Source organism: Sphingomonas sp. IC081, from assembly GCF_006874585.1.
In the GTDB taxonomy this organism is placed as follows: Bacteria; Pseudomonadota; Alphaproteobacteria; order Sphingomonadales; family Sphingomonadaceae; genus Novosphingobium.
The window spans coordinates 176,105-196,399 of sequence record NZ_CP029761.1 but is presented as its reverse complement, the minus strand read 5'-3'; the positions used below and the strand labels follow the sequence as shown (position 1 = coordinate 196,399).

The 20,295-nt window shown below is 67.6% G+C and carries 19 protein-coding genes; 4 read left to right on the top strand and 15 right to left on the bottom strand.

What is annotated here, in order from left to right:
* Positions 1-6: 6 nt before the first annotated feature.
* From DM450_RS01030 to fliG, 7 genes are all read right to left on the bottom strand, one after another.
* The gene (locus DM450_RS01030) at positions 7-1,635 is read right to left on the bottom strand and encodes a flagellar hook-length control protein FliK (RefSeq protein WP_142632214.1); all 1,629 of its coding nucleotides are present in this window, start codon (positions 1,633-1,635) and stop codon (positions 7-9) included.
* A 93-nt stretch (positions 1,636-1,728) separates the two neighbouring features.
* On the bottom strand, positions 1,729-3,837 hold the full coding sequence (gene flhA / locus DM450_RS01025; RefSeq protein ID WP_142632213.1) for a flagellar biosynthesis protein FlhA: 2,109 nt from the start codon (positions 3,835-3,837) through the stop codon (positions 1,729-1,731).
* 84 nt (positions 3,838-3,921) lie between these two features.
* Entirely contained in the window at positions 3,922-4,446 is a 525-nt protein-coding gene (locus tag DM450_RS26440) for a helix-turn-helix domain-containing protein (protein WP_142632212.1), read from the bottom strand.
* Complete coding sequence (gene fliN, locus DM450_RS01015; RefSeq protein WP_142632211.1) at positions 4,443-4,805, bottom strand: flagellar motor switch protein FliN; 363 nt, start codon at positions 4,803-4,805, stop codon at positions 4,443-4,445. The genes DM450_RS26440 and fliN overlap by 4 nt, the downstream gene beginning before the upstream one ends.
* A gap of 11 nt (positions 4,806-4,816) precedes the next feature.
* Entirely contained in the window at positions 4,817-6,436 is a 1,620-nt protein-coding gene (gene fliF / locus DM450_RS01010; protein WP_142632210.1) for a flagellar basal-body MS-ring/collar protein FliF, read from the bottom strand.
* A 94-nt stretch (positions 6,437-6,530) separates the two neighbouring features.
* Complete coding sequence (locus DM450_RS01005; RefSeq protein ID WP_221889443.1) at positions 6,531-7,286, bottom strand: hypothetical protein; 756 nt, start codon at positions 7,284-7,286, stop codon at positions 6,531-6,533.
* A gap of 82 nt (positions 7,287-7,368) precedes the next feature.
* A complete protein-coding gene (gene fliG / locus DM450_RS01000; protein ID WP_370584569.1) occupies positions 7,369-8,397 on the bottom strand; it encodes a flagellar motor switch protein FliG in 1,029 nt (342 codons plus the stop codon).
* Positions 8,398-8,505: 108 nt separating this feature from the next.
* Here fliG and DM450_RS00995 point away from each other — a divergent pair, with 108 nt between their 5' ends.
* From DM450_RS00995 to DM450_RS00980, 4 genes are all read left to right on the top strand, one after another.
* Complete coding sequence (locus tag DM450_RS00995) at positions 8,506-11,262, top strand: hypothetical protein (RefSeq protein WP_142632207.1); 2,757 nt, start codon at positions 8,506-8,508, stop codon at positions 11,260-11,262.
* Positions 11,263-11,290: 28 nt separating this feature from the next.
* Entirely contained in the window at positions 11,291-11,713 is a 423-nt protein-coding gene (locus tag DM450_RS00990) for a flagellar basal body rod protein FlgB (RefSeq protein WP_142632206.1), read from the top strand.
* A gap of 793 nt (positions 11,714-12,506) precedes the next feature.
* On the top strand, positions 12,507-13,736 hold the full coding sequence (locus DM450_RS00985) for a helix-turn-helix domain-containing protein (RefSeq protein ID WP_260610040.1): 1,230 nt from the start codon (positions 12,507-12,509) through the stop codon (positions 13,734-13,736).
* Positions 13,737-13,814: 78 nt separating this feature from the next.
* Positions 13,815-15,215, top strand: a complete 1,401-nt coding sequence (locus tag DM450_RS00980; protein ID WP_142632205.1) for a putative bifunctional diguanylate cyclase/phosphodiesterase — start codon at positions 13,815-13,817, stop codon at positions 15,213-15,215.
* Positions 15,216-15,303: 88 nt separating this feature from the next.
* On the opposite strand, the gene DM450_RS00975 is transcribed toward DM450_RS00980, so the two are convergent.
* The 8 genes from DM450_RS00975 to flgC form a co-directional block, all read right to left on the bottom strand.
* Positions 15,304-15,726 (bottom strand): flagellar biosynthesis protein FlgN, encoded by a 423-nt coding sequence (locus DM450_RS00975; protein ID WP_142632204.1) that lies wholly within the window; start codon positions 15,724-15,726, stop codon positions 15,304-15,306.
* Positions 15,716-16,135, bottom strand: coding sequence for a rod-binding protein (locus DM450_RS00970; protein WP_142632203.1), 420 nt, complete (start codon positions 16,133-16,135; stop codon positions 15,716-15,718). The genes DM450_RS00975 and DM450_RS00970 overlap by 11 nt, the downstream gene beginning before the upstream one ends.
* Before the next feature lie 11 nt (positions 16,136-16,146).
* Positions 16,147-17,232, bottom strand: a complete 1,086-nt coding sequence (locus DM450_RS00965; protein WP_142637350.1) for a flagellar basal body P-ring protein FlgI — start codon at positions 17,230-17,232, stop codon at positions 16,147-16,149.
* 115 nt (positions 17,233-17,347) lie between these two features.
* A complete protein-coding gene (gene flhB / locus DM450_RS00960) occupies positions 17,348-18,460 on the bottom strand; it encodes a flagellar biosynthesis protein FlhB (RefSeq protein WP_142632202.1) in 1,113 nt (370 codons plus the stop codon).
* 4 nt (positions 18,461-18,464) lie between these two features.
* A complete protein-coding gene (gene fliR, locus DM450_RS00955; protein ID WP_142632201.1) occupies positions 18,465-19,232 on the bottom strand; it encodes a flagellar biosynthetic protein FliR in 768 nt (255 codons plus the stop codon).
* A gap of 11 nt (positions 19,233-19,243) precedes the next feature.
* Positions 19,244-19,507, bottom strand: a complete 264-nt coding sequence (locus DM450_RS00950) for a flagellar biosynthetic protein FliQ (RefSeq protein WP_142632200.1) — start codon at positions 19,505-19,507, stop codon at positions 19,244-19,246.
* Positions 19,508-19,539: 32 nt separating this feature from the next.
* Positions 19,540-19,866: a flagellar hook-basal body complex protein FliE gene (locus DM450_RS00945; RefSeq protein WP_142632199.1), complete on the bottom strand. Its 327-nt coding sequence runs from the start codon at positions 19,864-19,866 to the stop codon at positions 19,540-19,542.
* Between the two features lie 11 nt (positions 19,867-19,877).
* Complete coding sequence (flgC, locus tag DM450_RS00940) at positions 19,878-20,285, bottom strand: flagellar basal body rod protein FlgC (RefSeq protein WP_142632198.1); 408 nt, start codon at positions 20,283-20,285, stop codon at positions 19,878-19,880.
* Between the last annotated feature and the right edge of the window lie 10 nt (positions 20,286-20,295).

Genomic DNA, 20,295 nt, shown 5'->3' with positions numbered 1-20,295 from the left:
GATGTCCTATGCCATGAGATCGACGTGGCCGCTGCTCCTGAGCGACCGGTAGACCGGGTCGTCGCCCCCGCCAAAACTGTCGGCGAAGCCGGAGGCAGCCTGCCCCTGCGCGCCTTGTCCGCCCTGCCAGCGCGAGTTGCCGTTCTGGCCGCCATCCTGGCCGCCACCCGCACGCGTATCGAAGCGCAGCGACTGGCCGTCCGCGCGGATGCCGGCATCGGCCAGCGCCCGGTTGAGATCGGTGCTTTCGCGGCGGAGCATCTCGGCCGCGGTGGAACTGTCGGCCGACATCACCGCGCGCAGCACGCCGTCGTGGTCGAACGACAGGCGCACGTCGATACGGCCCATTTGGCGCGGATCGAGCTTGATCAACAGTTCGTTGCCGCCGGCATCGAGCGCGCGCGCGATCTGCACGCCCATGTCGGTGCCGAACTGGCCTTCCTGCACGGTGACCGAAGCGCCCTGCGGGCTCGCCGTCGTGCTGGCCGGATAAGGCAGCGCCGCCGGGCGGCTGGCGACCGGTGCGAAAGTCTGGGTGAGCACGGGGCTGGAGAGCGTCACCGTCTCGCCGCGCGCGGACCCCGCATCGGCCAGCGCGGGGCCTGTCTCGCGCGGGGTCTCGCCTGCGGCATGCGCCGTCGGCGCTTCGCCCGCGTCCTTGCCTTGCGTGGACGCGGCGGCCGAGAAGGCCGCGTGGCTGACCCCCGCCCCCTTGCCGCTCGCCGCCAATGCGGGCGTGGCTGCGGGCGTGGCGGCGGCATCGACCTTGATCCCATCCGCGGCCAGGTCGGCAGAAACGTCAGCGCCGCCACCGGCGGCCTGCGACGCGGCGGCCAGCAGGGCCTGCGCGGCTGCCGGCGGTGCAGCGGGGCCGGCAGGCGGCGTCTGCGGCGTCTGCGCAAGCACCTGCTGCGCCGCATCGGCAAGCGCGGCATCGGCCAGCCGGGCATCGCTGTCGGCGCCGTCCTTATCCCTGGCCCCGGGTGCATCGTTACCCGAACCCTTGGCGGCATCCCCGGCCGCCTCCGCAACCGCCTGGCCCGCGCCGTCCTGTCCGCCCGCAGGCGTGGCTTGCGGCAGCGCGGTCTGGTCACGCGCGGCGCCCGGCCCGCTCACCGGCTTGTGCGCGGCGAGATCGGCCGGCTTGACCACGGGCGCGCCTTGCGCCGTTGCGGCCGCCTCCGGGAAAGCGGCCGCAAACGTCGCTTCGGCGATCGAGGTCGCCGGGTCGCTTACCGTCGCATCGGCTTCGGCGGGCGGCGCCAGCGCCTCGGCTGCGGGATCGACCGGCACAGCCCCGGCATTGCCGGCGGCCTCCTCCAGCAGCGCCCCGAACGCCGGGGTGGAGCCTTCGTCCGCCGTCCGGGCACCATCATTCGCAGCGCCTGCGGCAGTGCCGGTCGTTCCCGAGCCCCTGGCTGCGGCCGCGCCCGTGGCACCGCCCTTGCCGGTTCCTGCGGACGATCCGGTTCCTGCGGACGATCCGGTTCCTGCGGACGATCCGGTTCCTGCGGACGATCCGGCCCCTGAGGACGATCCGTTCGCCGCGCGCGTCATCGCCTGAGCACCGGCCGCCGGGGCGGTCGATGCAGCCGGAGCCGTCATCGGAAACACCGCATTCATGGAAATCGTCATCTGTCGCTACCCTTGCCGGTATCGTCCGGCCCAGATCTCATCATAGAGGGATTGCAGCCTTCCCGGTCCCGGGAGCCTGCGCAAACTGCCGGTTCAGCCGATCGTGCCGAGCGTGCGCAGGCGCGCGCGGGGATGGATCTCGTTCTGCGAGAGCACCACCGTGGCCGGTCGCACCCGCTCGATGATCGAGCGCACGAAGGGGCGCAGCGGCGGGCTGGTCAGCAGGCAGGGAATCTCGCCCTGTGCGGCAAACCGGTCGTAGGCCTCGCGCACGGCGGCGATGAAGGCCTGGAGGTGCGAGGGCGCCATCGCGAGGTGGCGTTCGTCGCCCTGGCCGACGATCGCTTCGCTGAAGGCCTCGTCCCATTCACCGCCCAGCGTGACGATCGGGATCGTGCCGTCGAGGGTCTGCTGGGCGGAAATCTGGCGGGCGAGGCGCGCACGCACATGCTCGGTCACTTGCGTGAGGTTGTTGGTCATCGCCGTCGCCTCGGCAATGCCCTCGAGGGTCGTCGGCACGTCGCGGATCGAGACGCCTTCGGACAGCAGGTTCTGCAGGACGCGCTGCACGCCCGAGATCGAGATCTTGGCCGGGATCAGGTCGGCGATCAGCTTCTCGGTATCCTTGTGGACCTCGTTGAGCAGCTTCTGCGTCTCGGTATAGGAGAGCAGGTCGGCGATGTTGTCCTTGACGATCTCGGTCAGGTGGGTGGTGACGACGGTGCCGCAGTCGACCACGGTGAGCCCCCGGAACCCGGCCTCGTCGCGCATCTCGCGGTCGATCCACAGCGCCGGAAGCTGGAACACCGGCTCCTTGGTCGGCTCGCCGCGCAGGCCGGTTTCCTGGCCCGAGGCGTTGATCAGCAGGAGCTTGCCGATACGCAGTTCGCCGCGCGCGATCTCGGTCTCCTTGACGAAAACGATGTATTCGTTGGGCTGCAGCGCCATGTTGTCGAGAATGCGCACCGAGGGCAGCACGAAGCCGTAGTCGGTCGCCATCTGGCGGCGCAGCGCCTTGACCTGGTCGTCGAGGCGCGGCTCGGCGGTGGCATCGTTGATCAGCGGCAGCAGTCCGTAACCGAGCTCGATGCGCAGCGCGTCGATGGCGAGCGTGCGGGCGATGGGTTCCTCGGCGGCGGCGGCCTCGCGCTGCTTGGCCTGGGCGGCTTCCATGTTCTCGCGGATGGTCTCGGCCTCGGCCTTCTTGGTCATCGTCCAGGCCGCCCAGCCGCACAGGCCGGCGAGCGAAGCGAAGGGGAAGAACGGCAGGCCGGGAACCAGGGACAGCGCCCCCATCAGCACCGCGACGATGCCGAAGGCCTTGGGATAACGGCCCAGCTGCTCGCCCAGCGCCGCGCCGGTCTTGCCGGTGACGCCGCCCTTGGAGACCAGCAGGCCCGCCGCGGTCGAGACGATCAGCGCCGGGATCTGGCTGACCAGGCCGTCGCCGACGGTGAGGATCGTGTAGGTCTTGAAGGCTTCGGCAAACGGCACGCCGTGAATGGCGACACCGATGATGAGGCCGACGACCACGTTGATGCCGGTGATCAGCAGGCCCGCGACGGCATCGCCCTTCACGAACTTCGAGGCACCGTCCATCGCGCCGTAGAAGCCGCTCTCGGCCTCGATCTCGGCGCGGCGGTCGCGCGCCTGGGCTTCGGTGATGGTGCCGGCATTGAGGTCGGCGTCGATCGCCATCTGCTTGCCGGGCATGGCATCGAGGCTGAAGCGCGCCGCCACTTCGGCGATGCGGCCCGCACCCTTGGTGATGACCACGAAGTTGATGACGATGAGGATCGCGAAGATGGTGAGGCCGATCACCGTCTCGCCGCCCATCAGGAACTCGCCGAAGGCCGCGATCACCCCGCCCGCCGCATGGTGGCCCTCATGCCCGTGGCCGAGGATCAGGCGGGTCGAGGCCAGGTTCAGGCCGAGGCGCATCATCGTCACGATCAGCAGGATCGTCGGGAAGCTCGACAGCTGGAGCGGCTTCTCGATGAACAGCGCCGTCATCAGGATCAGCACCGAGGCGGTGATCGAGAGCGCCAGGCCCATGTCGAGCATCCAGCCGGGCATCGGCAGGATGAGCATGGCGATGATCGCGGTGACGCCGATCGCCAGCGCCAGGTCGCGGCTCGGCCCCAGGCGGTTCAGGAATTGCTCGAGCTTGGCAGGAAGACCGGAGCGGCCAACGGCATTCATCGCATCACCATGCTTGGGAAAAGGAGGGGAACGCGGGCCGCGGTCCGGCCCGGGCGCCTGTCAGGCGGCGAATTTCGCCGGCGGTCAGTGCCGCACGAGCGCAGGCGGCAAGGCCTGCCCGTCGGCGAGGAACGTGCGCAGCTTGTTGCGCATCGTCCGCACCGAAATGCCCAGCATCGAGGCCGCGCTGGTGCGGTTGCCGGAGCAGCGTTCGAGCGTCTGCAGGATCAGCTCGCGCTCGACATGGTCGACACTGTGGCCGACCAGCCCGCTGACCGCGCGGCGGAACGGCGGCTTGCCGGCGCGCTCCCCGCGCAGCCGCGCCACCACCTCGGCCATGTCCACCGCGAGCTCGACCACGGTGACGTCGCCGCCGCCGCCGCGCCAGCTCTCGCGGATCGCCATGCCCGGAGTGCCGACCGAGATGCTCGCGGCCGATCCGCGCACCATTTCCACCGCCAGCCCCATCGTCGGGCCGAGTTCGCCGACCAGCATGAGCCGCGTGGTGGCGCCGTCCGCTTCGCCGCGGACGCCGTCGCCGACCGGCGTTTCCGGCAGGCTGTCGAGGTCCGTCTCCGGGCCGGTTTCGAGGGCGCGCCCGGGGTTCATCCCTCCTGCCTCACAATTTCGGTGAGCGTGACACCCAGCGTGCTGTCGATCAGCACGACTTCGCCGCGCGCGATCAGGCGGTTGTTGACAAAGATGTCGACCGGCTCGCCGACGCGGCGGTCGAGCTCGACCACCATGCCCGGCTTCAGCCGCAGCAGTTCGCCGATGTCCATGCGCGAGCGTCCCAGCACGGCCTGGACCTTGACCGGAACGTCGAACACGGCCTGAAGATCGTCGGGCGTGGGCGGGGTGCCGGGCTTGGTGTTCCAGCCGCCCATCGCCTCGACCGGCCCGTCTGCGGCCTCGTCGTCATTGAGGAAAGCGGGCGCAAGCTGCCGCGGCTCGAAGTCGTCGCTCATGAGAGGGCCTTTCAACTGTTCATCCATTGGCGGATCACCGAAGCGGATTCGGCGGGGCTGGCGGAGATGGCATCACCGATGCGGCGCAGGGCCGACAGCTTGATGCGGCCATCGACCTGGGCCAGCGCGATTTCCTGATCGAGCAGCGGCTCGCCCTGCGCGCCGCGCAGTTCTTCCAGCCGGCGCATCGCCTCCTCGTCGCCGTCGGCGGCGCGCTCGCCCAGCGAGAGCATCTCGCCGTCGATCGCATCGCGCTGCTCCACCACGCCTTCGAGCAGCGGCGGCTGCGCCGGCGGCAGGAGCTTGGGCTTGAGCATGCGCAGCGCGATGAGGGCAATGCCGCCGACCAGCACGATCTTGAGCACGTCGAACAGGCGGTCCCAGGTGAGGCCGAACGGCAATCCGCCCGCAACGCCGTCGACATCGGCCGGGGTGTTGAACGCCATGTTCTCGACCACCACGCTGTCGCCGCGCCCGGCATCGAAGCCGACCGCATTCTCGACCAGGCGCTGGAGGCGCTGGACCTGGGCGGCGGGCAGCCCCTGCGGACCGCCGTCGACCATGACCGCCACGGTCAGGCGCGAAAGCTGGCCGGGATTGCGCACCGCGACCTTCTGGGTGCGGCTGTTCTGGTAGGTGGTATCTTCCGAGGTCTCGTTGCGGGCCGAACGCCGGCTATCGCCGCCGTTGCCGTTGACGTTGGTGGTGTTGTCGGGAAGCTGGGTGGCGACCGTGACGCCGCGCGCACCGGCGGCATTCTCGTCGTTCTGGTCGCTGGATTCCACCGTGGTCTGGTGGGCCACGACCTGCTTGTCGGGATCGTAGACTTCCGATTCCTCGCGCACCTGGTCGCGTTCGAGCACGGCGGCCACTTCGGCGCGCACCTTGCCCTGGCCGACGATCGGCTCGATCATCGCCTCGATCTCGTCGCGCAGGCGCGCCTCGATCGCCGACTGGCGTTCCTCGAGATCGCCCGAACCACCGGCACCGGCGTCCCCTGCCCGCGCCAGCAGCGCGCCGGTCTGGTCAACGATCGACACCGCTTCCGGATTGAGGTCGGGCACCGCCGAGGACACCAGGTAGCGGATCGCCTGGACCGTCTCGCCGGGCAGGCGCCCGGCGGTCTTCACGGTGACGGCGGCGCTGGCCTTGCGCGGCTGGGTCTCGAACATCGCCCGCTCGGGCATGACGATATGGACACGCGCCTTGCTGACTTTCTCCAGCGTCTCGATCGAGCGGGACAGCTCGCCCTCGATCGCACGGGTCTCGTTGAGCCGCGCGCGCGAGGAGGAAACGCCAAAAGGCTCTTCCGCGTCGAGCACTTCGTACCCGATCTTGCCGCCGAGCTGCTCACCGGCCAGCGACATGCGCAGCTCGGCCAGCTTGTCGACCGGGGCCATCACCGCGCTGCCGTCGGCCGAAAGCTGGAACGGCACGTTCTGCGCCTTGAGCTTCTCGGTGATCGACTGGGCCGCGGCCGGATCGAGATCGGAGTAGAGGTAGCCCATCTCCGCGGCGGGGCTGCGCAGCCCCACCCAGGCAAGGCCGCCGAGCATCGCGAGAGCGACACCGCCCATCAGCAGGGCACGGCGCATGCCGATCTGCTCGATAAAGTTGCGCAACGCGTTCAAGATCGCCTCTTATTCCCGGCGAGGCCCCCCTGGCCTCGCTCACGAACATTATAGGATAAGAGACTAGGCAACTCTTGCCGGTTGCCGGAAAAGTTTATGCAGCGGCTCCCAGCCCTGCCTGATCGCCCGATTCCGCAGGCTCGCCATCCCGCGAAACCGCGGTCCCGGCAGCTTCCGATGCGCTTTCAGGTACTTGCACGGCCGCCGGTTCCAGCAGGCCGGCAAGCTCGGCCAGCACCGCCTCGCGGCGCGCGCCCGCATCGACACCGAGACCGCCCTCGACCCAGCCGATCCGCGCATCGCTGGGCGCCACGGCAGGATCGTCGATCACCAGGATCGACAGTTCGCGGCGCTCGCTCGCCTGGCGGGCGGCGACCACCTGCTCCAGATGCGCGCGCAGCGAGGGATGGACACGCACGGTGATGCGCGTGCCGCGCGCCACCTGGTCGAGCGCACGGGCCAGCGCCTCGTCGATGGCGCGGGCCGGCTCCAGCGCCACCGCATGTCCGGCCAGCATCTCGGCGGCCAGCAGCGCCACCGATGCCGCCTCGCGCCCGACCTGCCCGGTCACCTCGTCGAAGCGCCGCACGACGTCGTCGAGCCCGGCATGCAAGGCATCGGTCGCGGCCAGCAGCGCGGTGTCCCGCTCGTGCCGGGCCTGCTCGAGCCCGGCTTCGAAGCCATCCGCGCGGGCTCGCACCAGTTCGGCGGCATGCTCCTCGCGCATGCGCTCCAGGCGCGCCTCAAGCGCGGCAAGCTCCTCGTACGCGGCTTTGCCATTGTCCTTTTCCTCGGCCTCCGCGGACGTAAAGCGGAAGACCCTGTCGAAACCGAAGGGCTCAATGCTCATGGCTTTCTCCATTCGCGATGTATCCAGCCGCACCTGTCGTTCCTGACCTGATTAGTTCAAATAAATCGATGAGAATCAAGCATCAATAGATCATTGCGTCGTCGCTCTTGGGATCGACCAGCATGATCTCGCCGCGATCGCCGAGCGACTTTGCCAACCGCACCAGCGCGGTCTGCGCTTCCTCGCATTCGCGCGCGCGGACCGGCCCCATCGCGGCCATGTCGTCGCGCATCAGCTTGGCGGCGCGTTCGGTCATGGCGTTGAAGAAGACCTTCTTCATGTCTTCCGGCGAGCCCTTGAGCGCCAAGGCCAGCTCGCGCTTGTTGCAATTGCGCACGATCGTCTGGATCGCGCCGGGCAGCAGGTTGGCGAGATCCTCGAAGGTGAACATCAGCGCGCGGATGCGCTCGGCCGATTCCGGCGCCTTGTCGTCGAGCGCCTCGAGCATGGCTTCCTCGGTCGAGCGGTCGAGCGCGTTGAACATCTCGGCCATCGTCTCGTGCGGATCGCGCCGCTGGGCGCGCGAGAGGTTGGTCATGAACTCGCTCTTGAGCGTCTGCTCGACCTGGACCAGCACGTCCTTCTGCACCGTGTCCATGCGCAGCATGCGCATGACGACGTCGGTGGCGAACTCGCGCGGGAGTTCCGAAAGCACCCGCGCCGCGTGATCGGGGCGCAGCTTGTGCAGGATCACCGCCACCGTCTGCGGATATTCGTTCTTGAGATAACCCGCGAGCACCGCCTCGCTGACGTTGGACAGCTTGTCCCACATCGTGCGGCCGGAAGGACCGCGGATGTCCTCCATGATCTCCTTGACCTTGTCGGTCGGCATGATGCCTTCCAGCAGGCGCTCGGTGGTCTCGTAGGAGCCATGCAGCGTCGACATGCTCGACACTTCGCCCGAGAACTGCACCAGCAGATATTCGACGACCACCGCCGGCACGCGGCCGAGCTGCGAGATCGTCGAGGACAGTTCCTTGATCTCCTCGGTCGTCAACTGATCCCAGATCGGGCCGCCCTGCTCGTGGCCGAGCGAGAGCATCAGCGCGGCAGCGCGCTGCATTCCCGAAAATTTCTTGAGCTCGGGCGGTTCGCCCACCGCGGCCATCATCGTCACGTCTTTCATCCCCAAAAAAGTCCGCGAAGCCGACCTGTCGGCACCTGCGACCGTCTATCTTATAGGATGATAGCGGACGGGTGCGAAGTCCGGGAGGCAGAATTGACGATAAAGTACAGCAGCGGGCTCACCGGCCTTTCGATCCTGGGCGGAACCAGCGCCTATACCAGCGCGCTCTCGACCGCGACCTCGACCGAAAGCGCCAAGGTGCTCGCGGCCAAGAAGGCCTTCACGCTGGCGGCCACCACGCCGCCGTGGAAGACCGACGAGACGGACACCTCCTCGATCACCAAGCAAGCCGCCGCGATCAAGAAGCTGCGCTCGATCATCGACGATTCCTATAGCCGCGACAGTTCGCTCGACGACCTGCCCGACGTGCGCACCACCTTCACGATCTACAAGGCGCTGACCAGCCTCCAGGTCCTCGCCGAAAGCGCCGCCAAGTCCGGCACTTCGAAGACCGAGCGCGCGGCGCTGGAAAAGGCCTTCGCCAAAGGCCTCTCCGACCTCCAGACCTATATCGGCAGCGCCGATACCGACCTTCTGACGCTCAACTTCGGCACTTCGGCCAGCCGCACGCAGACGATCGCGGTGAACAAGCCCGACGTCACCGGCGCGATCGCGGGCACCGCGGTGTCCACCAAGGAAGGCGACGCGATCACCGGCCTCACCGGCTCCGAAATGTTCGAGGTCACGCTCACCAAGGGCACGACCACCCAGACGGTCAGTGTCGACCTGTCGCAATCGACCCAGCCGCCGACACTCGATTCCGTTGCCGCCGCGCTCAATGCCGCGATCGGCGCGACACCGCAGCTCGACGCCAACGGCGACCCCGTGCTCGATGCCGATGGCAACCCGGTCAGCCAGTGGAAGTCGAACTTCACGGTCAAGTACGATTCCGAGGCCGAGAAATGGGGCCTCGTCTTCAACCCCTCGGGCGTCGAGAAAGTCTCGCTCGAGCAGGTCGATGCCGGCGATTCCATCATGGTCGCCAGCGGCGAGACCCGCAAGAGCACCACCACCGACGCCAATGGCAAGACCGTCGACAATTCCATCACCGATGCCGAAGTCTATCGATTCTCGGACATCGACGGCGACCTGACCTGGGAACGCCTCGGCACGGTGAGCGCCGTCGACAGCGCCGCCACCGCCCAGGCCGAAGCCGCCGCCAGCGAGGATGACGACGAGGATACCGACTACACCGTCCATGCCGATACCGCCGCGCGCGCGATGGTGACCGACAGCGACGGGTTCAGCTACATCGTGGGCACCACCGACGGCGATGTCGGCAGCGCGGTGACCGACGGATCGAACGACCTGTTCCTCACCAAGGTCGATTCCGAAGGCAATGTCGTCTGGCAGCGCAATCTCGGCGGGGCCGGTTCGGCCTCCGGCTCGGCGATCAGCTTCGCGCCGAACGGTGACCTTGTGGTCGCCGGCTCGGTCAGCGGCGAATTCAACAACAGCGATTCCAGCCAGACCGACCTCCTCGTCGCCCGCTACAGCACCAGCGGCGAGGAACTCTCCGCCACCGCGATCCGCCAGACCGGCAGCGAAACCGCCAATGCCGTCACCGTCGGCAACGACGGCAGCATCTACGTGGCCGGACGGGCCTCGACCGGCGGCGGCGACGCGGTGATCGTCAAGCTCGATGCCACCGGCACCTTTGTCGAACGCCGCACGATCGACAGCGGCGGCAACGACATGGTCAACGCCCTCGCCATCGACGCCTCGGGCAACCTGCTGGCGCTGACCAACGAAAACGGCGTCGCCACGCTGCGCCAGATCGATGCGAACTCGCTCTCGACCGACCTTTCCTCGGTCACGCTCGGCACTGTCGAGGCCCGCGCCATCGCCGTCTCTGACACCGGCGAGATCGCCGTGGTCGGTGCCACCAGCACGGCCCTCGAAGGCGACCAGGTCAATACCATCACCGGCGCCCGCGATGCGTTCGTCACGCGTATCGACGCCGGCCTCACCACCGCCAGCACGACCTATATCGGCACCTCGGAGGACGACCAGGCCGACAGCGTCACCTGGCTGAACGGCACGCTCTACGTCGGCGGCCGGACCGCCGGCACGCTGTCGGGCACCAAGGCGGGCTCGACCGACGGCTTCATCGCCCGGGTCGACGGCGATACCGGCGAAGTGCAGAAAGTCTCGCAGTGGGGCCTCGTCGCCTCCAAGGTCGAGCCGGTGCGCATCACCACGCTCTCGGGCGGCGACAATGCCCTGGGCGCGCTCGGCCTGCACAGCGGGCTGCTCAATCCGACCACCTCGGCCACGCTGGTCACCCAGACCAGCCTGCGCACCGGCGACGAGTTCACGATCTCGGTCGACGGCGAGGACGCCAAGACGATCACCATCGCCAAGAACGAGACGATGACCACGCTGGCGGCCAAGATCAAGAAGATCACCGGCACCGACGCGACCGTCACCACCTCGCTGGTCGACGGCCAGACCACGCTCAAGATCTCGGTGGCGTCCGGTCATACGCTGGTGCTGGGCGAAGGCAGCGAAGGCAAGGATGCGCTGGCCAAGCTCGGCCTCTCGCCGGTCAAGCTCAGCACGCCCAAGACCAAGAGCAAGAAGGACCCCGCCGTCACGCCGGGCGGCGCCTATAGCCTGTCGCTGACCAGCGCGCTCAACCTGACCACCGCCGATGCGGCGGCCAATGCCCTCACCAAGGTCAAGTCGGCGATCTCGATGACGCAGAGCGCCTATCGTTCGCTCTACTGGGATTCGACCAAGGCCAACCTGGTCGACGGCACCGTCTCGTCCAACGGCGGATCGGCCTACCAGAAGGCCCAGCTCGCCAATTACCAGGCCGCCCTCTCCCGCCTGACCGGCTCGTCCTGATCCTTCGGCCGCGTTAAAGGAATACCCGATGTCCACGCTTCCCCCGCTGCTCGACGGCATGGCCGCCTCGCTCAAGGCCATGGCCGAACACCAGCGCGTCATTTCCGAAAACATCGCCAACAGCGAGACCCCCGGCTACAAGGCACGCACGGTGACGGCACCGGACTTCTCCTCGCTCGTCGCCCAGTATGGCGAGGCGACGGGTACGCCCCATGTCGCCCGCCCGCGGATCGAACTCTCCGCCGCGATGACCGCGCTCGGCGCCCGCCCCCCGCAGGGCGGCGGCGGCATCGTGCTCGACAGCGACACGAGCGAGACCAAGCCCGATGGCAACAACGTGACCCTGGAAGACCAGCTGCTCACGCTGGGCCAGGTCCAGGCGGACTACACGGCGATGACCAACATCTACAAGAAACAGATGAATCTGATGAAGCTGGCGATCGGACGATGACTGTTCGCACCAGAATGGCCCAAAAGGAGCCCATCGCCCGGCCGCTCATCTGAAATCATTCACTCCCGTCCGAAGCATCCCCAGATATAGACCGGGCGGGAACAACCTGGGCGCGCTCCCATCGGGAGCACGCCTTCTTTTTTTCCGGCAGGATAGTACGCCCGGTCTCACCGCTTCCGCATGTCGCCGCTGCTCCTGCCGGTTGCGCGGGCCCTGCCCGGCAAGGGGCCAGGGCAGACAAGGCCGCAGCGTTCCCGCCCACCGACTTTGCACGAACCGACCGGCGGGACCGGCAACGAGCCGGAAATTTTTATCCCGAAACAATAATTTACAGGAACCAACTGGTTCTTTCAGGCGTTGTCCGATTGAAGGGGAGTTTCCATAATCCAGGTCGACCCGGCGCGATCGAAAAGCCTCGGCGGCAGCATCCGCGACCTTTTCACATCACGCGCTCTGCACCGCCCCGGATTGTCGGAAATATTTACAATGGAATAGAATTGGCCGCGTCATCTTGATGAGCGTGCCTATTCGCAGGGGGCTTTACTGGAACATGACAGGAACAATTTAACTGTTAAAAACCTGTAACTGGGTCCGGCCTACGTTTATTCACCTTACAAAGAATCAACGCTTGGCAGTTTTCCTCGCGGACTCTGATCCGACCCATTTTGGGTCATCGACCCAAGTGTGATATTGACCACCTTAGTGCTTCATGAAACATCTTGGGCATTGCAATGAAACTCGAGCTTCAATGACCGAAAAATCCGTTCGATCTGGCAGGCGGTCCCGGAAGCCGGTGGCTGCTGCACCCCGGAAAATCGAGATCGACGCCTGGCGTAATCTCGTGTTTCCGAATGAGATCAGGAAATTCCGCAAGCAGCGCAATATAGGCTCCCTGCTCGAGCTGGCCGAACAGATCCCGGACCTGACCTATATTCGCCTCTCCAAGATCGAACGCGGCGAAGTCTTTGCGCGCACCGCGGAACTGCGCGCCATTGCCGCCGCACTGCACGTCGCCCCGGCCGACCTGCTGATCGATATCGACAAGCCCGCCTTCGATATCGGCAACTGGGCCGAACCGATTGTCGGCAGCGACCATGTCGACCCCGAGAGCGACCGCATCGCCGTGCTCATCGCCGCCGCCGTGCGCGCCCGCCGCGCCGCCGACGATGCCCTCACCATTTCCGTGCTGGAAGAGGAATACGGGATCGCGCCGGTGATCCTCTCGCGGATCGAGAACGCCCACAAGCCGTTCGACCGCTGGAACGACGATGTCCGCAAGGCGCTGCGCCGCCTGCTCGGTGCCAAGGATGACAGTGCCCTGATCGCCGAGGTCGCCGCGCTTCACGCCGACGGCAAGCTGGACGACATGCTGCCGCTGGTCGCCAACCCCCGCTCGCGCATCGCCAAGACCCGCGCGCGGATCGCCGCCCTGCGCAAGGAACTGGCCGCCACCGAAGATTCTGCCACGGACACCGGCGCCGATACCGCGAGCCCGCGCCCTGCCGCCCCGCCGACGCCGCGCACCGTGTCTGCCGGCTCCCGCGAGCCCCTTGAAACCGCCGTGCTGGAAGGCCCGGTGCCGGTGCTGGACGCCGCCACCCCGGCCGTTTTGCCTGCCGCCGAGGCACCCGCACCCGCGTCCAAGGGGCATTCCACTACCGTGCGGCTGGTGCCGGTCTACGGCTCGGCGCTGCCGGACGGCCTGCTCGCCCGCACGCCCACCGACGCGCTGGTCGAGGCGCCGCGCGGCGCCGGACCGCGCACGTACGGACTGCGTATTGGTCGCTCGACACTCGGCCCCGGCCTGCCCGGCCGCGCCATCCTGGTGGTGGACCCCGATCGCTTTCCATCCGCCGGCGGCCTCGCCGTCATCGAACAGGACGAGGGCCTGCGGGTCATCGCCATCACGTTTGACCGCCAGGGACAGACACTCGGGTTCAGCCTCAATCCCGACATCGAAGTGGCGCTGGATGCCGTCGACCCGGGCCGCGTCGCCTCCGTGCTTTCGGCAATATTCGAGTAGGCATTTAATTTTTCTACATTTTTATCGAATCAGCCGTCTCCTCCCATATAAGGGAAGGAGGAGAACAACGGTTCGAAAATGCACAAGGCGGGCCCGCCCCATTCGAAATCGAAACGTACCGGCAGGCTGCGTAGCCCCGGCCAGCGACAGCCCCCGCCTATCGAACTGGAAGCCCGCACCCCGCCCCTGCGCGCAGTAGACCGGCTGATCCGCGCCTTGCGCGAACGCACGGAGCGTCACCCGGCACAGTCCTCCCCCCTGGCCCCCGCACTGGCCCCCGCACTGGCCCTTCTGGTGCTGGACCTGGACCGCTTCAAGCTGGTCAACGACTTGTGCGGCCACCACGCCGGCGACCTGGTCCTTTCGATCGTTTCGGATCGCTATGGCCGCGCCGTGGCCAAGTCGGGCGGTGCGCTCGCCCACATCGGCGGCGACGAATTCGCCTGCGTCGTGCCGCTCGGCACCGACAGCGGGGCCGGCGACGAGTACCGCGCCGAGGCGGTTGCCGGCGACCTTCAGGACATTCTGGCCGCCCCCATCGTGCTGGGCCAGCACATGATCCACCTGACGGCCGCGATCGGCATCGCCATCGACCCTTGCGGCGATGTCCCTGCCGAGCACCTGCTGCGCTCCGCCTCGATCGCGATGTCGCACGCCAAGGCGGCGGGCGGCGCCACGGTGCGGCGCTTCATGCCCGAGATGCTGGCCCGCCTCACCGACCGCGCAGCACTGGAAGAAGCCCTGCGCTCAAGCCTGCTGCGCGGCGAACTGGTGCCCTACTACCAGCCGATCGTCGCGCTCCCCTCCCGCACCATCGCCCGCTTCGAACTGCTCGCACGCTGGCAGCACCCGCAGCGCGGCTTGCTGGGGCCGGACCAGTTCCTGCCGGTCAGCGAAGACCTCCATCTGATCGACGACCTCATGTTCTCCCTGCTGCGCCAGGCCTGCCGCGACGCCCGTGATTGGCCCGACGGCGTGGGCCTCGCGATCAACATGTCACCCCGCCAGGTCTGCGACCCTGCCCTGGCCGACCACCTCCTGCAGATCGCCTTCGCCAGCGCCTTTCCGCCCGAACGCCTGACCGTCGAGATCACCGAGGACGCCATGGTGCACAGCCTTGCCGATGCCCGCGCCACCATCGAGACCCTGCGCGGGGCCGGGGTCCATGTCGCGCTCGACGATTTCGGAACCGGCTACGGCAGCCTTGCCCGTCTCTGCGAACTGCCGCTCGACACCCTGAAGATCGACCGCACGCTGATCCAGGCCATCGACCGCGATGCCGGGCGCAAGCTGGTCAACACCGTGATCGACCTTGGCCGCAGCCTTGGCATGCCGGTAACCGCGGAGGGCGTCGAGACCGAGCAACAGGCGCAGTTCCTCATCGAACGCGGCTGCGCCTATGCACAGGGCTTCCTGTTCGGCCGTCCCGCCCCGGCGCGCGAGGCGGCCCGCATCGCGGGCCTCGGCCCGCCGCGATAGTCCTTTCCCCGCGGCAGACATGAAAAAGGGTGGAACGCCTGCCGGCGCCCCACCCTTTTTCATGTCTACGCCCTCGCGGACAGCCGCGTCAGTATTCGCCGTTGAACGAAATCGGCGTCGCCGCGTCGATCCTGGCCATGTCGCCGCTGGCGCCGTAAGTATAGGAACGCTTGCCGGTCAGCCGCTTGGCCTCGTCGGCAATCGCCGTCATCATCTCCATCGAGAGTTCGATCTGGCGCTCCAGCAAGGCGGCGTTGGCGAGCGAGGCCGCGCGCAGTTCGCCCAGGCAATCGGCGAGCCGCTCGCGGGTTTCCGCATCCATCCGCTCGGTCCACGCGGGCTCGCGGCGATTGCGGCGCGCCAGCGTCTCTTCCAGCTGCGCCACCAGGCGCGCCTTGGCCGAGGCCAGCGAGGCGAGATCGAGCACGCGCTCGCGCCGCTCCAGCCGCTCGGTCTCTTCCCGCATGACCAGCGAAAGCGAGGTCATGATCTCGATCATTTCATTCGGCACTGCCCGTATCCCCCTGCTCGCTGGCCGCCAGGGCGGCCGCAGCCTGTGTCGCACCACTTTGAACGTTGCCTTGCGGGCCCGTGCCCAGCGTCGAGGCCTTCGGCGCCGCCGCGGTTCCGCCCTGCATGCGGATGATCTGCGCCTCGACGGCGGAGGCGATGCCCAGGCCCTTGCCCTGGGCGATCCGGTTGCCGATCTGCTCGGCCATCATGCCGCGGAACATTTCCTCGCCGTGGCCGCCGCCGAACTGGTCGTCGACTTCGACGGTCTCCAGCATGATCTTGGCGACCTGCCCCGCGAATACCGCCTCGAACTGGCGCGCAACGCCGGCGGGCGACTTGTCCGGCGTGGTCTGGATCTGCCGCGCCGGGGTGGACGCGATCGCGGCCGCAATCGTCGTGTCGGTCATCCTGCCGCTCCTTACTGAACCGTGATTTCCGCCTGAAGCGCCCCGGCGCTCTTGAGCGCCTGGAGAATGGTGATGAGATCGCGCGGGCTGACGCCGAGCGCGTTGAGCCCGGACACCAGCGTCTGCAGCGACGTGCCCTGCGTCAGCAGCGCCAGCGAAGCGCCGCTGCCGTCATCCGCCTGGATCCGCGTGCGCGGCACCGTGGTGGTCTGCCCGTTCGAGAGCGGCCCCGGCTGCGAGACGACCGGCGTTTCGGTCACGCTGATGGTCAGGCCGCCCTGGGCGATCGCCACCGGGCTGACCCGCACGTCCGCGCCCATGACCACGGTACCTGCCGCCTCGTTGATGACGATACGCGCGGGCTGGTCGACCGGGACGGTAAGGTTCTCGATGCGGGTGACCATCTCGATCACGTTGCCGCCGCGCGGGGTGATCTGCACGGTCGCGGGGTCCAGCACTTCGGCCATGCCGGTGCCTTCGCCGTTGATCCGCGCGGCGATGCGCTGCGCGGTCGTGAAGTCGGGATTCTTGAGTGCCAGCTTGAGGTTCTGGGCCGAGCGCAAGTCATAAGGCACTTCGCGTTCGATGATGCCGCCGCCCGCGATCCGCGCGGTGGTCATCACCCCGCGGCTGATCCTTGCCGCCGCGCCCTGCGCCTTGAAGCCCGAGACCGCCACCGGCCCTTGCGCCACCGCATAGATCTCGCCGTCGAGCGCGCGCAGCGAGGAGACCAGCAGGATGCCGCCCTGAAGGCTGGAGGCATCGCCCATGGCCGAGACCTGCACGTCGATGGTCGACCCCGCGCGCGCGAAAGGCGGCATCGTCGCGGTCACCGAGACGGCCGCGACGTTCTGCGTCAGCATCTGGTCGCCGCGAATGTTCACGCCCATGCGTTCCAGCATCGCCTGGAGCGTCTCTTCGGTGAACGGCACATTGCGGATGCGGTCGCCGGTGCCCTGGAGGCCGACGACGAGGCCGTAGCCCACGAGCTGGTTCGGGCGCACGTTCTCGACATCGACGATGTCCTTGATGCGCGGTTGCGGGTCCGCGAAGGCGGTGCCCGGCACGGTGAGCGCAAGCACGCTCGCCGCCACCATCGTCAAGGCGGCAAGCGAGGGGCGCTTCCTCGATTTCAGGGACATCTTCATCACAGTCCTTATAGGAAAATGGAGGGGACCGAAGGGGACGGCCGGAAGCCTTTTTGGCGGGCAATCATGGTATCGCGATCCGCGTGCCGCCCCCGGCCCCGGCTCCCGCTCCACCCTTGCGGCGGGCGAGGCGCATGACGTAGCCGATGATCTCGGCGACAGCGGCGTAATGTTCGATCGGGATCGGCCGGTCGATCTCGGCCGAGGCGAACAGCGCGCGCGCCAGCGGCGGGCTCTCGACGATCGGCACGTTGGCCTCGGCGGCGATCTCGCGGATCCTGAGCGCGATGGCATCGACGCCCTTGGCGACGACCAGCGGTGCCGCCATCTGGCCATGGTCATACTTGAGCGCGACGGCATAGTGCGTCGGATTGGTGACGATCACGCTGGCGGTGGGCACGGCCGCCATCATCCGGCTGCGCGCACGCTGCATCTGGATCTGGCGGATCTTCCCCTTGATCTTGGGGTCACCCTCGCTCTGCTTGTACTCGTCCTTCACTTCCTGGCGGCTCATGCGCATGCGCTGCATGAAGGCGCGGTGCTGGTAGAAATAGTCGGCCAGCGCCAGCACCCCGACCGACATCGCCGCCGCGCGCACCGCCTCGAACACCAGCGACCCGGCCGCATGGGCCAGCGCGCCGGGGGCATAGCCGACCAGCAGGTCGAGCCCGACCATGCGCGGCCTCAGCACGGTAAAGACGACCGTGGCGATGCCGAGGAACTTGGCCAGGGTCTTGGCAAACTCGACAAACGCGCGCTTGCCGTAGATGCGCCCGAGCCCGGCGACGGGATTGAACTTGGACCACTTGGGCGCCAGCCGGGTCCAGCTGATGACAAAGCGGCCCTGCAGGAAACCGATGGCCAGGGCGCAGGCGATCAGCACGCCGAAGACCGGCAGCAGCGACAGCACGAAATGTTCGGCAAGGCCGGTCATCAGGTTCTGGGTGCCGCGCGCATCGAGGCGGAAATCCTCGGCATTGCCCCAGAGCCGCACCAGCATCGGCGAGAGTGCGGCAAAGGCGCTGGCGCCCAGCCCGCCGGTCACGATCAGCGCGCCCGAGAGCATCGCCGCGTGGCGCATCTCGGTCGAGCTGGCGACCTGCCCCTTGTTCGCCGCGTCCTCGAGACGCTTGGAGGTGGGCTGTTCGGTCTTCTGGTCCTTGTCGGTCTCGGCCATGGGATCAGAAACTCCAGCCGGACTGCATGAAGCTGGTCATGGCGGCGGCAAAGGCGGTGAGGATGCTGCCCATGACCACGCTTACCACGGCCAGGCCAAGCATGAGGTTGAGCGGCTGGGTGATGAAAAAGACCTGGATCTGCGGCGCCACGCGCGCGGCCAGCCCCAGCCCGAGATTGAACAGCGCGCCGTAGAGGATCAGCGGCGCCGAAAGGCTCACGCCCAGCGCCAGCGCCTGCCCGGTCACGTGCACCGCCAGCTGCGCGAAGTCGGCGACCGGCGGCATGCCGCCGACCGGGAAGATCGTGTAGGACTGGACCATGCCGGCGATCCACAGGTGATGGACCCCCAGCGCCATGCAGACGATCACCGCCGCGATCCCGAACAGACGGGCCAGCAGCGGCGACTGGCCGCCGAGCGATGGGTCGGCCACCAGCGCCGAGGACAGCCCGATCTGCTGCGTCACCATCGACCCGGCAATGGCGACCGCGCTGAACAGGATCTTGATGATCGTCCCGAAGGCGAGGCCGACCAGCATTTCGGTGAAGGTCATCATCGCCAGGTCACCGCCCTGCACCAGCGGGGCGACGCGCGGGGCGAGCAGGCCGTAAAGACCCACCGTCATGCCCAGCGCCATCATCAGCCGGATCTGCGCCGGCACCGATTCCTCGGAGAAGGCAGGCAGCAGCATGATCACCGCGCCGATCCGGGTGAACAGCACCAGGAACGTCGCCGCATCGACCGGCAGCGCGGCCAGGATCGCGGTGTCCATCCAGCCCGCGCCTAACCGGCGATGATGATGTCGGAAATGCGCTCCATGAAATTGGACAGCGCATGACCGATCATCGGCAGCGAGAGCAGCAGGACAACCCCCAGCACCAGCAGCTTGGGCACGAACGTGAGCGTCATTTCCTGCACTTGCGTCAGGGCCTGAAGCAGGCCGACCAAGACGCCGACGATCAGCGAGGCGATCAGCATCGGCCCGACGATCGTCAGGACCAGCACCAGCGCCGAACGCGCCAGCTCGATGGCGGAAGCGGAGTCCATGACACTCTATCCTTTGCGCGCGACGGCCCGGACTAGATCTGCATCCGCATGATTTCGGAATAGGCGCTGACCACGCGGTCGCGCACCGAAACCACGGTGTCGAGCGCGGTCTCGGCCGCGCCGATGGCGGTGACGACGTCGATCAGGTCACCCTTGCCGGCCACCTGCTTGGCGCTTTCGCTTTCGGCGGTGTGGAGCGCGGTGGCGGCGTCGCCGACCATCGATTCGATCATCGAACCGAAGCTGGAACCGTTACCGGCGGCGGGCGATGCGGCATCGTCGGTGGTGCCGAACGAAGGCGCAGTGGTCTTGAGCGCGCGGCCATAGGCGGACGCGGCGTCGAGGGCTCCGATAGCCATGGGTCAGATCCTTACTTGAGCAGGTCGATCGTGCGCATGGTCATGCCGCGCGCGGATTCGATGGCATTGAGGTTGGCTTCGTAGGAACGCTGCGCGGCCTTCATGTCGGCCGCCTCGATCAGCGGATTGACGTTGGGCTGCTCGATATAGCCCTGTGCATCGGCGGCCGGACTGCCCGGCTGGTAGACGCGGGTGAACTGGCTCTGGTCGCCGTCGATCGACTTGACAGACACCTTGGTGGCGCCGGTCGCGCGGTCGACTTCCGCCGCGAAAGTCGAGACCCGGCGGCGGTAGGGATCGCCGCCTGCCGTGGTCGCCACGGAATCCGAGTTGGCAAGGTTCTCCGCGATCACGCGCATGCGCAGCGACTGCGCACGCAGGCCCGACGCCGAAACCGCGATCGAATTATCCAATTCCATAAAGGTAGGT

Excerpts from the sequence above, each read along its gene's own strand:
- flgC (WP_142632198.1), bottom strand. The coding sequence starts at position 20,285 with ATGGAATTGGATAATTCGATCGCGGTTTCGGCGTCGGGCCTGCGTGCG.
- DM450_RS00970 (WP_142632203.1), bottom strand. The coding sequence starts at position 16,135 with ATGACCGACACGACGATTGCGGCCGCGATCGCGTCCACCCCGGCGCGG.
- DM450_RS00950 (WP_142632200.1), bottom strand. The coding sequence starts at position 19,507 with ATGGACTCCGCTTCCGCCATCGAGCTGGCGCGTTCGGCGCTGGTGCTG.
- fliG (WP_370584569.1), bottom strand. The coding sequence starts at position 8,397 with ATGATGGCCGCGGTGGGCGAACCGCCCGAGCTCAAGAAATTTTCGGGA.
- fliR (WP_142632201.1), bottom strand. The coding sequence starts at position 19,232 with ATGGACACCGCGATCCTGGCCGCGCTGCCGGTCGATGCGGCGACGTTC.
- DM450_RS26440 (WP_142632212.1), bottom strand. The coding sequence starts at position 4,446 with ATGAACCCCGGGCGCGCCCTCGAAACCGGCCCGGAGACGGACCTCGAC.
- flhA (WP_142632213.1), bottom strand. The coding sequence starts at position 3,837 with ATGAATGCCGTTGGCCGCTCCGGTCTTCCTGCCAAGCTCGAGCAATTC.
- DM450_RS01005 (WP_221889443.1), bottom strand. The coding sequence starts at position 7,286 with ATGAGCATTGAGCCCTTCGGTTTCGACAGGGTCTTCCGCTTTACGTCC.
- DM450_RS00980 (WP_142632205.1), top strand. The coding sequence starts at position 13,815 with ATGCACAAGGCGGGCCCGCCCCATTCGAAATCGAAACGTACCGGCAGG.
- DM450_RS00990 (WP_142632206.1), top strand. The coding sequence starts at position 11,291 with ATGTCCACGCTTCCCCCGCTGCTCGACGGCATGGCCGCCTCGCTCAAG.
- DM450_RS00965 (WP_142637350.1), bottom strand. The coding sequence starts at position 17,232 with ATGGTGGCGGCGAGCGTGCTTGCGCTCACCGTGCCGGGCACCGCCTTC.
- DM450_RS01030 (WP_142632214.1), bottom strand. The coding sequence starts at position 1,635 with ATGACGATTTCCATGAATGCGGTGTTTCCGATGACGGCTCCGGCTGCA.
- DM450_RS00945 (WP_142632199.1), bottom strand. The coding sequence starts at position 19,866 with ATGGCTATCGGAGCCCTCGACGCCGCGTCCGCCTATGGCCGCGCGCTC.
- fliN (WP_142632211.1), bottom strand. The coding sequence starts at position 4,805 with ATGAGCGACGACTTCGAGCCGCGGCAGCTTGCGCCCGCTTTCCTCAAT.
- flhB (WP_142632202.1), bottom strand. The coding sequence starts at position 18,460 with ATGGCCGAGACCGACAAGGACCAGAAGACCGAACAGCCCACCTCCAAG.